This is a genomic window from Paenibacillus sp. GCM10027626 (genome assembly GCF_042676285.1).
Lineage (GTDB): Bacteria > Bacillota > Bacilli > Paenibacillales > Paenibacillaceae > Paenibacillus_Z.
Window position 1 is genome coordinate 20,852 of record NZ_JBHTHC010000003.1, and the last position, 13,262, is coordinate 34,113.

Below are 13,262 nucleotides of genomic sequence, written 5' to 3' on the forward strand. Positions count from 1 at the left end.
TGCAGTGTTCGCAGAACTAGCTGCTCCAAATAAACATTTACTGGTGGATTAATCACCATAAAGATGACGAAACGTTTATCCTTACAAATTCCTATACTCCTGCGGCGTCATATTCATTTGTTTTTTGAAAAAACGGATGAACGACAAGGCCGAGTCGTAGCCCGCCTTTTCGGCGATTTGTGATCAAAAAAATCGAACTTCTCGGCCATTACATCAAAAACGGGACAAAAGCGGAGTTTGATCAGCTATACGAGGAAATCATGGGCGATGCGACCTGACAACCCGTCTCCGGCTTCTTAAAGCTGGAGGTGCATCACACTACGAAAGCCAAAACTTTCATAGAGCTTTTTAGCAACAATGTTTTCGGCTATTAAAACCTACCATCTGCTTATCAGCAAAAATGCCAAAGGGAAGTGGGCCTTCTCCGTTGGTACCAAGAACATAACATGAAGGAACACTTGAGAGATTGGATGCAACAAAACGGGAGTTACATTTGAAACTTTAACCTGAATACCTCGCGTCGATTTTTTAAAGTGATATTACGAAGTGAAATCATGAAAATCTCTCCCTCCATCTGAACAATCAAATATTGTAAAAAACCGTTTTGCCTTCAAGAAAAGGATCACAAAGATGTTCAATCAGACCTGGTATATGTTCACGTATCCACTCATGCTTTTCTTTTCTACTTACCAGAAATGCGTAGTATCCGCATATCGCCAAAAACATGAAGTCCTCTAACTGCGCAATGTCTATTCTTCCAGGAATAATATTAGTGTAGCCGGAAAGCAGATCATCCCGTAATTCTTTTTTAGTAAATAGGGCACCCATGGCGACGTCCATTGCGTAATATCCAAACCCCGATAAACCGAAGTCAATGAATGAAATCCCTCTTGATACGCGGATTAAGTTGCTATTGTGAATATCGGCATGGATGAATCCCCATGTCTCGAATGTTTTGCTCAACCCTTTCATACGATCAGTTACCAACGAAAATGCATTTTCAAGAATTTGAAATTCCCTGATGGTGATAATACCCATTTCTTCGCCTGATCGCAATTGAGTTAACATGGTATTTATCCACTCTACCCCATATTCGGGTCTTATAAAACTTGAACTATGTTTAAAACTCCGCGAAAACTGATGTAAATATGCAATGTGCTTCCCTAAGGTACTGACCATTCCCTCGCTGGTGAAATCTTTCTTGGACATGGTTTCCCCGAAAACCCATTTTAAGACGGAACAATACACTTCTTCACATTCAATGACAACACTTGTTACTAGTTCGCCGTTTAGATTCGCAAAAGGGATTTGAACAGGTAATTCGGAATGAGACGACCAAGCTAATAAAAATTCTAATTCCGATTGAATCGCCTCACGCATGTTCTGTACACCCTGCATGTTTTTTGTGATTGGTTTATGCATTCGCATCAAGTACGTATCTCCTGACCTCTTTTCCGTTACCTTATATGTAATGTTTTCATTATGACGAATAAATTCCACGAAAGGGTCGATAAAAGAATATTTAAGTATAACTTCCTTAAAACACTTCGTATAATCCATGGAATGTCACTCCTTAGCATACTCAATTTGACCATCCCCGATAATAAGCTCTATGGTTTAATCTCCCTTACCGTATTAGCGTCGAGGTCGCTTAGATAACATACAATTTATTCAAAAAAAGTAATAGACTTATGTTGAAATTTTTTATAGAATATTATGTATCTATGGCTTTTTTGGGGATTTATCTTCGCATCTTCTATTGGCATTATTGGTAAACCGACACATAATTTGTGCCGGTATTATTTCTTTAGTTAACAACGAGGCTGCCGATCCATACCGACAGCCTCGTTCTGGTTGCTTATTGAGCTATAGTTCCCCGTAGCGTAATAAATTGTTCAAAACATTCCTCACTTCAAACAAGTCCTTGCATATGTAGTCCGGGATTATGCCTTCAGGCTTTTTTTTATTAAGCCTATTCAACCAAATCGCTCTGATCCCCACATTCTGTGCCCCACTCACATCACTTATTATAGAATCACCAATATGAATAACTTCGTTTGGATTTAAATTAAATCTTCGTATCGCTTCCTGAAATAGCTCTGGATTAGGTTTGTAGGACTTAACGTCCTCACTGGTTATCACATTATTAACCTGGATATCATGATATTTTATTGCTTCATTAATATCACTGGTATCTATATTGGAGAGGATAAGTGTCTTTAGTCCATGCAACGATTGAATAAATGGTTTTGTGTCCTCGAAAATTTTAGGTCTTTGCCAATGGTCGAATTGGATCTGTATAATGTCTTCCGCTATACAACTTGAATTGTAGTTCTGTATGGTCTCTGAGAGCGAGGAAATGCCCAGGCTTCGCTGTGTTTGAAAAGTATCACCATAACTCTTGCGGAATGCTGCCGAGAATACCTTCCACCAAAAGTCCCCAACCTCTTTGATCTCACAGATTGTTTCTGATGACGATCTTATATTTTCACAAATAATAGGGATAATTTCGTCATCCTCATGAACAAGTGTGCCATAGAAATCCAAGAATACTGCTTTAATAGCCATAACTCTTCCTCCTAGAAATCAAATGAATTGAGCTTTCTTGCTGAACTCAACACAAACACGCTTTATCACTCTAATATATTATCACATTAAAGCATGAGTGTAAACTTATACCATTCTGGCCCCCCGCGTAAAACTGTCCGTTAGTTCAACAGGCTGCCATTCGTTACGGTAGCCTGTTGTCGTTGTACTATCGTAGCTCGTTTGTTGAATCATTATCAGCAAGTGATTACATCACAAATCCCTCAATTGCAACAGCAACACCATCGTTATCATTTGAATCGGTTACGTGGGCTGCACAATTTTTTAGTTCAATTATCGCGTTCTCCATTGCGATCGGAAATCCGCACATTTGGAATAATCCTAAATCGTTAAAGTCATCCCCGAATACCATTACATTTTCTGAATTCACCCCGATATCATTAAGCACCCATTGCACGGCTTCTTCCTTTGAGGCTGATTTTTGCATGATTTGAACCAATACCCCTCCATCGGTTGCGATTACGTTCACATAGTCGCCGAATTGCTCTATAATATCCTTCCATGTGCTGCAACCTAGAACCAATATTTTGGTCGGGGAGAGTGAGCTAATAAAATCTTTATCAACAACTTGTGGTTTCGGATCATTCGGACGGATACCAAATTGGGCACACTGAGAGTCAGGAACTGGTCTACACGTATACCATGAGTCATTAAACTCGTATGAAATTATCGATTGAGGTACACGTAACTCGATAAATTTGTTAATTTGCTGGCTGATCTCCATAGGAATACTAATGTGCCGCTTAGTTTTCTTGGACTCGCATGTTACTAAAGCACCATTGTAGTAAACCATATAGTCTACAAAAGGAAAATTCTTCACAAATTGATTTGCTGACCTAGGTGGGCGCGCCGTAGCAACAATAATATGAATACCTGAATCATAACATTTTTTCGCAGCCTGATAATTCCTAAGAGAAATGGTTTTGTCGCTGCTGAGTAAGGTTCCGTCCAAGTCCAAAACAATTGCCTGTATTTTAGACATCTATATCCCCCCCACAAGAATAAACTGATTACTATTCTTCCAATAATAACCTAAGACTAGAAGAGATGGTAGACTCACTATTGAATTAATCTGCCCGTTTAGCCGTTTCTGTATTTTCTCTATTAATGGCTTCTTTGCATGTTTAAGTTCTGGTTTAAAATCCTTATTTTTTATAAGTTGCTGCAATTCTTTTAAAGTTAGATTTGTCATGGGCTCTCCTTTTGGTGTTACTGAATTATCAATCTACATCGAACTTCCTTTTGCACTAAACTGTTCGTTAGGTGAAGAAAAGGCCGCTGATCCATACCGGGGGCCCCATACTTGTTGTTTAGTGATCTATAGTATCCGTTTGGCTTAAGAATATCCCGAATGTTTAGAGTAACCATCAGAATATAATTTTAAATATATCGGTAACATTCATTACTATCGTCATCAATAAAACGTTCAACCATCTCAAAATCAAGGCTTTTAAAAAGTATGGATATTTTCCCGTTTCATACTATGCAATCAATATGCTTCAACATGTCAGAAACCTGACGGCCGAGCAGTTGGAGCATATTCTGGGACGCGGTCTGTACAACGCCGCAGGCATGCAGCTTGGGCAGCCCCAACGATAGACCAATGGAACAAAAAGAACTCTCCCCAGAATGTGGGAGAACTGAAGCACAAGCCGAAACATAAGAAGTGGAATGATTTCTTCATGCTTAAATCCGCACTTCCTTGCTGTTACAACATTTTTGTATGCTGTTTATGCTCGCCGCGGCAGCGTTATGCAGCTTTTTGCTGAATTTCGTCCCCAATTTGTCCCCTCCAATGCCATCATCTTAAAAAACTGAGTGCCCACCCACCATGAAATCATCTCATCCAAGTGAGGTCTGATGACGTGTTCAAACATTTGTTTCACATACGGTAATTCATCACGCCAAATCCTTTAGCAACATTTTGCAGGCACCAAAAATTATTGCAACAACCCAAATATAATTGCTCTGTAGGCTCTTTAAAATGATAATCGATATCTGTGGGGGCAGGAATGATTGGCAGGCAGTTGTCCTTATCTAATAGAGGAACTGTCAATTTATACTAACACTTATTGCTTCCCAGTCAAACGAATCGTCATCATTATCATTGATTTTAATAGAGAATCCCGCGTCTAATATTATTTTTAATGCGAGATTATAAGTATTCATCGCATCTGCAATTTTCAAATCGAATCACCTCATCCGCACGGTTTATACAACTATCATCCTTTAATCCATATCTTAGCATGAAGTGTTGAAGAAAAATGGCCCGTTGGCTTAACGATACGTACTTTTACCTTTGATACGGTTCTCCACTCTGTCTGTAATTGCAAGTTTTACTGCCATCCTCGGAATCATTGCTTTCAACGACTTGTTATACATTGCTCATTGTTTAATTGCCTACACCATCTCTAAATCACCTAGGCATGCTACTGAACTGTTTCGTTTCTTCCCAGATACAGCATCAGAGGTATTGTCTGCAAAGTCTAAATGATAGGAATCCATTACATATGATTTCTAAACAAGCTTTTTTGCTTTGCAAGGGGTAGGTATGACACTTCAATACGGTTAATGATAGTTGAATAAAGCGAACTTAAAAAAGGGTCATCCGTGAAGGATGGCCCTTTAACTTGCTGTTACAGACAGCGCGGAGAACTGTATCACAAATAGTGGTAAATCGGAAGGTTGAGGTCGTAATAAATAGGAACTCACTATTTTCTTTATAAATACAACAAAAGACCGATAAATAATTGAGTCTTTTGTTCAAATATCAAGCATTAGTTGGTTTGATCACTTTAAAGCAATAGATGCTAAATAACACAGCACCTACAATCACTAATGCTCCCCCAAGTCCACTTAGAGGTCCTCCAATTGCTTCCTGCCCCTCTATGATGAAATACATTCCCAATACTAGCAAAGGAAATCCTATCATGTGTAGCCAGAAATGTACTTTTGTTAGTCGTGAATATTGAGAAGAATTGAAAATCGTGTAAATGATACCGAATAGAGCAGAAGTGACCCAACCTACTAAATTCACATGAACATGGAGTGAGGTAAATTGAAAAAGATCAGCAACACCCATTATATATCCGATGGTTAATCCTAGGATTAAATAAATACTTGAAACTTTAATAAATCCCATTCTTCTTAGTCCACCTTGTATTTAATATTGTATTTAATAATTTATTTCCGGTTTATCTTTAAATCCATACCTTTGAGAGAAACAGCAGTCAAAGAGGCTGCAGCAAATGATACTCATATCCAGTCTTCCATAGAGGCGCTTCCATTTGACATTTTCAATATCAATATGGATAAAGAGTTTCAATTTGGATTAGAGGTATTAATCGAGGGATTAAAAAGTAAAGTGCATCGAAAATAAAGTGTCCGCTTTACCAATAGAATCGCGGAGAACCGTACCATAAGTGACGGCGAAAATTGAGGTGTGGGAACCACAGGGAGTATTGTAGGTAGTGAAATACAGAGCTAATCTATAGGTGGGTGACAACAGCAAATCCACCAGTCATATAGGCGGCTTAGTCCCGATTGGTAAATAAACTGGCTATCAGGATACGTTGAGTTTTCGCTGATGTTGGTTTCAAAGGATGCGTCATATTACTGTAAAATGTCTTCCCAAGATAACATTTTTTCGCCCTCCGTATGATTGGAATAATGTTTTTTCCTTGTAGATTTCTCAATCATACGAGACGGGAACAAAATAACCAAAATTCGATTTTCGTGAAGAGTTGGTGGAATAAGGCCAAGGTAACTGGCTTGGGATGCAGTATTACGTAGTTTTGAAGGTTAGTCGTGAATCATTAAAGATTTAAAATAAGCAATCTGGATTGACAATCAGGCATTACACTCTGCGAGAAAGTGAGGAACTGACCATGACGAAGCGTTCGGAAGCTGAGTATTGGAACGAGGTGTTTGCCGATCTGAAGCTTGGCAAGCCGCAAGCGGATTGTTGGCTGGAAAAATACGAGCCGAGGCTGGCATCGACCCAAGATGGACCGGTCATTGATCTTGGCTGTGGATATGGCTGCGACTCTTTGTTTTTAACGGAACGAGGTTATCGGGTCATCGCCTGCGACTTCTCTTCTGAGGCGTTGGCGAATATACGCAAATATGTGCCTGACGCTGAAACAAACCTGTTCGATATGACGGGTGGATTGCCGTTTCCGGATGGCAGCGCGAGGGCAGTTGTCGCGGATTTGTCACTGCATTATTTTCGCTGGGGCGATACTGTTTCTATCGTTAGCGAAATCGCGAGAGTTATCAGCACCGGCGGATTGTTGCTGGCCCGCTTGAATTCCACGCGCGATATTCATTACGGTGCCAGGCAGGGCATCCAATTGGAACCCCGTTATTATGAGCATGAGGGGCGGCGGAAACGTTTTTTTGACGAAGCAGATTTGCGGCGGTTGTTTGACGGATGGGAGATCAACGTGTTGACAGAAACGGACATGCACCGCTACGGGAAGCCGAAAATTTGCTGGGAGCTGGCGGCTTACGTCCGCTGATGGTAGCCACGGGAGAGGAGCTGTGTGTTCCGGGATACGGAGGATTAGTCAACTTGCCGATGTGAACCCGGCCGTCTGGACGGCTAGTCGAATGCAGCTGGAAAAGGAGACTCAGTCCCTTTTTTGTTTCGCTAACAGGTACGATAGTTCAATATTAAAAGACCGGAGAGCCACTCAATGGGCGGCTCTCTCTAACGGAGGGGTGGCTCAAAAATGTCGGAGTCGTGGCTCTCACTCACCGGAACGATGGCTCAATATGCGCCGGAGTATTCAGTTCGTCCACATCGGCAAGAACCACCTTCACTCCCCTTGTCGCATATGCAGCCGCGGTTACTTCTCCAATTCCCTTTGCTGCACCCGTTACAACGATCACTTTACCTGTAAAATCCAGACCATACCCCTGCCTTTCATAACCTCTTCGATTTTAAGACAAAACCACCTATATTTTAGCGATTGTCAATCTAACATGCTCGATTTTTCCTATAGCTTAATATTGTAATACACGTTCGAGAACGCCCATCCTGCCATATGAACGAGCAATACAATCCCCAGGACAGGAGCTGCAGATAATTTCACACCGCATACCATCATGATGAATAGGATATAGATTACTACCAGCGTAATTTTCCATGCAGCTGCTTGAGATTTACTTGAAATGATATGAAATCTTTCATCAAGTCCCCTCTGACGCGCTGCTTGCTTGCGACCCCACCATAACCCGAGCAATCCCCCAAAAACGCAGAGCAGTATTATCAGTAAGACTCCAACCTGATCCAAACTCATGATTATTCACTCCCCTTGTCAAAAATAAATACATCTTCAATGTAACGATCAAACACTTTCGCAATTTTATATGCCAATTCTAAGGATGGATTATATCGACCATTCTCAATGGATATGATCGTCTGTCTCGAAACACCAACTCGTTCGGACAACTGTTCCTGTGTTAGCCCTAAAGCTGCTCTTAAATCTTTAATGCGATGTTCCATCCAACCCCACCTCTATGTAAAACTAACTTTACGTAAAGGAAACTTTACTTTTTATTTGATGTCAAGCACACTTTACATCACGCAAATACTCCAATATAGATAAAGAGGCAAGCTCCTTTCACTAGCCTCTGTGAAAGCCCTTGAAATGTTGCGATAAACTGCCCGATTGTGAAAGAGGCTGCCGAATATGCTGGCAGCCTTGCGTTGTAATATCGTCACCATTACCTCAAGTGATCTTGGTAGTTTGGGGGAAAATCATTCTTATTTGGACCTTTAAGATGTTCAAATTTCTTAAGCTCAACTCCAGCTGGCGAGATCCGATATATAAAAATATCTTCACCGACAGAAATATGAGGGCAACTGTTGGATGCCCTCAAAGCTTTTCCCCTTCCTTTTTAATGCACTAATCAGAATTTATTTTGTTGTGCAGGAAAGGGAACTGAATACATTAACGTAAACTGCCCGTTAGCTTAATAAAACGAATAATCGCCGCGGCGCATAACAGCCAACCTTTTACCCGATTCAAGGCTATGACCAAGCCTTCATAACATGTACAGAAGGCCACCGAAGTAATCGGCGGCCTGATTGTCAGTAATTCAACTATCGTTACCCGTTAGTTGAACGATTTGTACTCAGATCTCATTTGAAAATATGAACTACCCTTCTTGATTGTAGGTCAATATCATACCGAACAAAGCTGGGTTTATCATAAATCAATCTTTCAATATTCGAATCAAGCATTGGCCACCTACGACTAGGTTTGCCCTTTATGTTATTAACTTCTTTAATTGAATTCCCTAATTTAACCCCATCGACGTCCAATGAAAAAGGCTCATCGAATCCAATTGAATACAACCTCTGACTATCTATTTTGAAAAAAAGCCAGACGCCTATTTCACTAAGATGGCAGTAATCATATGTCACATTGTCATTCTCATATCTCGTTAAGACAAGTTCGACATTTAGTGTAGACTCTACATCGGAGAAGGTCTCTCCATGCTTAAGTTTTAGAAAAAGCCCTTGGTCCATAGTGCCCTCTTTTCTTAAAAATGCGCTGTTTTCATTGCTACTGAATTATACCATTTCATTCCGCATAACTGCCCGTTAGCTTAATAACAGAATAAGGACCAGCTGCCGCGGCGAACTACTCCTGTTTCGTTCAACTATCGTATCCCGTTAGCGTAAAGTGCTATAAATTTTACTAGCGAATTCAGCCAGTTTTTTTATGTTTTCAAGGTCCATATTATCCAATTCATACTCTTTAGCTGTTTTCTCAAAATAACCCCAATCATTGTTTGCACCAATCAGTTCGATCTCTTTAATCAATTCCAAAAATACATCAATACCCTCGATTTCAATATATAATTTTGCTAAGTACGTAAAACCTTCCTCATTTTGTTGTTTGTTCGTAGTTTTTAAGCAAAAAATAAAGTGTTCAAAATAATTTTCCGGATATTTTTCCACCAATTAATGCACTCTCTAACCCAATAATTTTGTTTGTTGAACAATCGTTCCCCGCTAACTCAAACCTAGTTGTTTATAGCAAAAATACAGATCGTGATCGTCCAAACTATAAGTGCGAAAATTAATCCACTCCAGAAAACTTCCGCAGTATAAGGTGCCCCTTTTACAATCTTTTTTATCGCTCTTAACAGAGCAACCACAAATAAAAAACCTAAAACGGGCATAAAGTAAATTCCAATAAATAAGAATATCACCATAATAGCACCTTGTTTCCTTTATAGAATGTTGTAAACCGATAAATCCATATTAACACATATTGGAAGTACCCTGCCCATTAGCGTAACAGGCCGCCGCGGCAGCCTGTTGTTTATTCTTGAGCTATCGTTTCCCGTTAGTTGAACAGGCTGCCGAAAATGCCGGCGTCGCAGTCGACGCCTACAACTCTGCTAGAACCTGCCGTACGATGAAGACCCCAATCACGATTTTAATCGAGATCGTTGTGCTACGTACCTGTTATTTTATCAATTGTTTTGGCTTGAAGAGTAAGAACATTGATAATAACACTAAAGCAAGCCCAAGAATTAAATACCATCCCTTTCCCTCATAAGAAACCATAAGGATAAGCTCCCACATGTTTGACGGACCAGAGTTGGGACCATCACTGTATGGATAATCGAAGATAAAAGGCAGTATTCCAACAATGACGCCGATGGTCCCTAAAATCAATAACAGAACTGAAATTACTTTCATGAAATTCCCACCTAACTTTTTAGGTGTAACTAATAGTAATGAGCCTTACTTAAAGACGCAAAAATTACCATTTTGTTTCTGCATAACTGCCCGTTTAGTTTAATGAAAAAGGAGCAATTGCCGCGGCGATCTGCTCCCTGGATCGTTCAACTATCGTTTCCCGTTAGGTCAATGCCAATCCCATTCCGAGTGATGGTGATTATTAGGCCCCGTTAGAGCCTCGCGAACGTAATGTAATCGACTTGGATGGGCTCTGCTGATTCGATCCGAAGTGCCCGGTTGATCTGTCCCCGGTGATATTGCCCATGTAAGAGGACCTGCGACAGGATGTCCCGGACGGACGTTCGGAACGGAACCCCGCTCTGGTTCGCATAGTCGACCATCTCGTCCAACTCGGATTCCTCGAGCCCTTCAATATAGACGCGATATTGCTCGGCGTTCTCTTCGAACAACGTCCAGATCGCCGTCAGGTCTTCCGCTTCCTCCCACAACGAATATTGCGCGCTGCCCTTGCCCTGCAATCGGGACAGCCAGACTCGTTCCGCGACCGCGACGTGCCGAACCAGCTTCAGAAGGTCCTTGTTCTTCGTCTCACTCTCCTCGAGCGCGTCCAAGATGCGTCCGTCCGCCCAGTACAGGTGGTCCATCATGCGCTTGATCGTCTTCATTTCGGTTTCCCCACCCTAGCGAGCTGTCCAGACTGATATTAAATTGCGTGATACGATACTCCCTAAAATACGGGAATTTTACGTGCAAAAAATTTCTCTTGTGAAACGGATCCATTCCCTCACCGCAAATGAAAGATAGCCCTCTTTCCTCCAGATCATGGCGATCCGCCACGGAATAGTAGGGACAGTTTGCGGAATCACGCACACCAACTCAGGGGACAACGCATTGCAAATGCGCTGCGGCAACAAGGAAATGCCCAGCCTTTCAGCGACCATGCCGCTGACGAAATCCCACTGGGAGCTCTCATACATAATGTTCGGACGAAAGCCGCAGCGTATGCACTCCGACATCACCCGCTCATGTAAGGCAAAGTCCTTACGGAACAAAATAAACGGCTCCTGAGCGCACTCAGTAAGCGCCACTGCCTCCCTCCCGGCTAGTGGGTGCCCGGGATGCACGATTAATTGCAACCTCTCGTCCACAAATGCATAGCAATCGAACAATTCTTCGTTTGTCGGCAACAGTACGGCAGCTACGTCGAGATTGCCGCAATCCACCTCAGACTCCAGCTTCTTGGATCCTTCTTCCACGATGTGAACCGACAGTCCCGGGTATCGTTCATGAAATTGTCTTATCACGGACGGGAAGAAGCTCGATCCGATCATGGGAGGTAGTCCGATTCGAACGTGGCCTTTCTTGTAATTCATAATTCCGCTCAATTCTAACGACAAGTTCTGGAATGACAATGCGATGCCTTGAGCTTGCTCATAAATAACGCGGCCGGCATCTGTAAGCTCAATTTTCTTCCCTTTTCGGAAGAAAAGCTCGACACCAAGCTTTTCTTCCAAATTCTTGATCGTCTTGCTTATCGTCGGCTGAGTAATGTGCAGAGTCGCAGCAGCCTTCGTGAAGCTGCCGCAGCGGACAATTTCGATAACGCACTGCAATTGATGAATGTCCATATCGGTGCTCCTTACATAGCTAAATGGAATGAATTGCATTCAATATATTCATTTTACCTATGAATGAGAATATTGTATATTTTTCTCATAAATATTCTTATGGAAGGTGATTCCAATGCAAGGGTTTAACGAATTTCGACTGCCACCCGTTATTCTGTATGGTCGCGACTCTTTAACGAAGCTTGGTGAACAAGCATCGTCGTTCGGCAGCAAGACACTCCTTGTCAGTGATCGATTTATGGAGAAGATCGGGAACGTCGCCAAATGTCAGGAGCAATTGGAACAGTGCGGCGTATCCGTCGCTTGCTACCTCGACGTCAACACAGAGCCAATTGATGCTTATGTCACAGAGGCGACTCAACTCCTGCTGGAGCATGATTGCGATTCCATAGTTGCGATCGGTGGCGGCAGCTGCATTGATGCAGCCAAAGCCGTGTCTGTCGTTGCAAGTAATGGCGGCTACATCGGAGATTATTCGGGTGGCCAAAAGCCCATTACTATAGCGCCGATTCCACTGATCGCGATTCCTACGACTGCGGGTACCGGATCAGAGATGACCAGCGTGACGGTCATCACGAACCCGGAAACGAATATCAAATTGATGATTAAGCATCCTGCCTTCATACCAGCCGTCGCGATTGTGGACCCGCTCATGACGCTGTCCACGCCTCCCCCGTTAACAGCAGCCACAGGGGTCGACGCGCTCTGTCACGCGATCGAAGCCTATATATCCAATAAGGCACAGCCATTAACGGATAAGCTCGCTCTAAGTGCAATAGAACGGATCGCTGGTAATATCCTCACAGCCTTTACGAATGGTAGCGATGACGACGCTAGGGAGCAAATGGCGCTGGCGTCGATGGAGGCTGGAGCGGCATTCACCAATGCGTCGGTCACCCTTGTTCACGCCATGTCGCGTCCAATCGGGGCCATGTTCCACGTCCCGCATGGGATATCCAACGCGATGCTGCTTCCGGCTGTGCTTGAATTCACCTGTAAAAGCGCAATCACCCGCATGGCGACGATCGGCCGCCTCCTTCGTCCGGATCTATCAACGTCTACGGACGAGCTGTTGGCAACCACGTGTATTAAAGAAATCAAGCAATTATGCAAGCAACTGGAAATTCCAACTATGAAAACGTATGGTATCGGGCAAGCCGAGCTCGATCAAGTCGTTGACAAGATGGCGACTGATGCGATCACAAGCGGCAGCCCAGGCAATAACCCGAAGGTTCCGACGCATGAAGAAATCATCGCGCTTTACTACCGCTGTTATGAATATGATTACAGTTAATAGAAGG

General features: G+C 42.5%; 14 protein-coding genes and 1 pseudogene. 2 read left to right on the top strand and 13 right to left on the bottom strand.

What is annotated here, in order from left to right:
* Window positions 1–81 precede the first annotated feature (81 nt).
* From ACFQ0N_RS07180 to ACFQ0N_RS07205, 6 genes and pseudogenes are all read right to left on the bottom strand, one after another.
* Window positions 82–177, bottom strand: coding sequence for an AraC family transcriptional regulator (locus tag ACFQ0N_RS07180; protein WP_379325367.1), 96 nt, complete (start codon window positions 175–177; stop codon window positions 82–84).
* Window positions 178–582: 405 nt separating this feature from the next.
* Window positions 583–1,560, bottom strand: coding sequence for a phosphotransferase enzyme family protein (locus ACFQ0N_RS07185; protein WP_379324350.1), 978 nt, complete (start codon window positions 1,558–1,560; stop codon window positions 583–585).
* A 306-nt stretch (window positions 1,561–1,866) separates the two neighbouring features.
* Window positions 1,867–2,568 carry an HAD family hydrolase gene (locus tag ACFQ0N_RS07190; RefSeq protein WP_379324352.1) on the bottom strand — a complete coding sequence of 234 codons (702 nt, stop codon included), beginning with the start codon at window positions 2,566–2,568 and terminating at the stop codon, window positions 1,867–1,869.
* A 226-nt stretch (window positions 2,569–2,794) separates the two neighbouring features.
* Window positions 2,795–3,589, bottom strand: coding sequence for a Cof-type HAD-IIB family hydrolase (locus ACFQ0N_RS07195; protein ID WP_379324354.1), 795 nt, complete (start codon window positions 3,587–3,589; stop codon window positions 2,795–2,797).
* 832 nt (window positions 3,590–4,421) lie between these two features.
* Window positions 4,422–4,666 (bottom strand): annotated as a pseudogene (locus tag ACFQ0N_RS07200) (aminoglycoside 6-adenylyltransferase); the annotation flags it as partial.
* A gap of 711 nt (window positions 4,667–5,377) precedes the next feature.
* Window positions 5,378–5,749 carry a cytochrome-c oxidase gene (locus ACFQ0N_RS07205; RefSeq protein ID WP_379324356.1) on the bottom strand — a complete coding sequence of 124 codons (372 nt, stop codon included), beginning with the start codon at window positions 5,747–5,749 and terminating at the stop codon, window positions 5,378–5,380.
* A gap of 745 nt (window positions 5,750–6,494) precedes the next feature.
* On the opposite strand from ACFQ0N_RS07205, the gene ACFQ0N_RS07210 reads away from it, so the two are divergent.
* Window positions 6,495–7,127, top strand: coding sequence for a class I SAM-dependent methyltransferase (locus ACFQ0N_RS07210; RefSeq protein WP_379324358.1), 633 nt, complete (start codon window positions 6,495–6,497; stop codon window positions 7,125–7,127).
* 235 nt (window positions 7,128–7,362) lie between these two features.
* On the opposite strand, the gene ACFQ0N_RS07215 is transcribed toward ACFQ0N_RS07210, so the two are convergent.
* The 7 genes from ACFQ0N_RS07215 to ACFQ0N_RS07245 form a co-directional block, all read right to left on the bottom strand.
* Window positions 7,363–7,500 carry an SDR family NAD(P)-dependent oxidoreductase gene (locus tag ACFQ0N_RS07215; protein ID WP_379324360.1) on the bottom strand — a complete coding sequence of 46 codons (138 nt, stop codon included), beginning with the start codon at window positions 7,498–7,500 and terminating at the stop codon, window positions 7,363–7,365.
* Between the two features lie 107 nt (window positions 7,501–7,607).
* On the bottom strand, window positions 7,608–7,910 hold the full coding sequence (locus ACFQ0N_RS07220) for a hypothetical protein (RefSeq protein WP_379324362.1): 303 nt from the start codon (window positions 7,908–7,910) through the stop codon (window positions 7,608–7,610).
* Between the two features lie 2 nt (window positions 7,911–7,912).
* Complete coding sequence (locus ACFQ0N_RS07225; protein ID WP_379324364.1) at window positions 7,913–8,116, bottom strand: helix-turn-helix transcriptional regulator; 204 nt, start codon at window positions 8,114–8,116, stop codon at window positions 7,913–7,915.
* Between the two features lie 1,176 nt (window positions 8,117–9,292).
* Window positions 9,293–9,580, bottom strand: a complete 288-nt coding sequence (locus tag ACFQ0N_RS07230; RefSeq protein WP_379324366.1) for a hypothetical protein — start codon at window positions 9,578–9,580, stop codon at window positions 9,293–9,295.
* Window positions 9,581–10,093: 513 nt separating this feature from the next.
* The gene (locus tag ACFQ0N_RS07235; protein WP_379324369.1) at window positions 10,094–10,330 is read right to left on the bottom strand and encodes a hypothetical protein; all 237 of its coding nucleotides are present in this window, start codon (window positions 10,328–10,330) and stop codon (window positions 10,094–10,096) included.
* 212 nt (window positions 10,331–10,542) lie between these two features.
* Window positions 10,543–10,998 carry a DinB family protein gene (locus ACFQ0N_RS07240; RefSeq protein ID WP_379324371.1) on the bottom strand — a complete coding sequence of 152 codons (456 nt, stop codon included), beginning with the start codon at window positions 10,996–10,998 and terminating at the stop codon, window positions 10,543–10,545.
* A 78-nt stretch (window positions 10,999–11,076) separates the two neighbouring features.
* A complete protein-coding gene (locus ACFQ0N_RS07245) occupies window positions 11,077–11,961 on the bottom strand; it encodes a LysR family transcriptional regulator (protein WP_379324373.1) in 885 nt (294 codons plus the stop codon).
* A 115-nt stretch (window positions 11,962–12,076) separates the two neighbouring features.
* On the opposite strand from ACFQ0N_RS07245, the gene ACFQ0N_RS07250 reads away from it, so the two are divergent.
* Window positions 12,077–13,255 carry an iron-containing alcohol dehydrogenase gene (locus ACFQ0N_RS07250; protein ID WP_379324375.1) on the top strand — a complete coding sequence of 393 codons (1,179 nt, stop codon included), beginning with the start codon at window positions 12,077–12,079 and terminating at the stop codon, window positions 13,253–13,255.
* Window positions 13,256–13,262: the final 7 nt, after the last annotated feature.

What these genes read in the sequence shown, in the direction of transcription:
- ACFQ0N_RS07205 (WP_379324356.1), bottom strand. Translation starts at nt 5,749, where the DNA reads ATGGGATTTATTAAAGTTTCAAGTATTTATTTAATCCTAGGATTAACC.
- ACFQ0N_RS07235 (WP_379324369.1), bottom strand. Translation starts at nt 10,330, where the DNA reads ATGAAAGTAATTTCAGTTCTGTTATTGATTTTAGGGACCATCGGCGTC.
- ACFQ0N_RS07245 (WP_379324373.1), bottom strand. Translation starts at nt 11,961, where the DNA reads ATGGACATTCATCAATTGCAGTGCGTTATCGAAATTGTCCGCTGCGGC.
- ACFQ0N_RS07185 (WP_379324350.1), bottom strand. Translation starts at nt 1,560, where the DNA reads ATGGATTATACGAAGTGTTTTAAGGAAGTTATACTTAAATATTCTTTT.
- ACFQ0N_RS07240 (WP_379324371.1), bottom strand. Translation starts at nt 10,998, where the DNA reads ATGAAGACGATCAAGCGCATGATGGACCACCTGTACTGGGCGGACGGA.
- ACFQ0N_RS07250 (WP_379324375.1), top strand. Translation starts at nt 12,077, where the DNA reads ATGCAAGGGTTTAACGAATTTCGACTGCCACCCGTTATTCTGTATGGT.
- ACFQ0N_RS07220 (WP_379324362.1), bottom strand. Translation starts at nt 7,910, where the DNA reads ATGAGTTTGGATCAGGTTGGAGTCTTACTGATAATACTGCTCTGCGTT.
- ACFQ0N_RS07195 (WP_379324354.1), bottom strand. Translation starts at nt 3,589, where the DNA reads ATGTCTAAAATACAGGCAATTGTTTTGGACTTGGACGGAACCTTACTC.
- ACFQ0N_RS07190 (WP_379324352.1), bottom strand. Translation starts at nt 2,568, where the DNA reads ATGGCTATTAAAGCAGTATTCTTGGATTTCTATGGCACACTTGTTCAT.
- ACFQ0N_RS07210 (WP_379324358.1), top strand. Translation starts at nt 6,495, where the DNA reads ATGACGAAGCGTTCGGAAGCTGAGTATTGGAACGAGGTGTTTGCCGAT.
- ACFQ0N_RS07225 (WP_379324364.1), bottom strand. Translation starts at nt 8,116, where the DNA reads ATGGAACATCGCATTAAAGATTTAAGAGCAGCTTTAGGGCTAACACAG.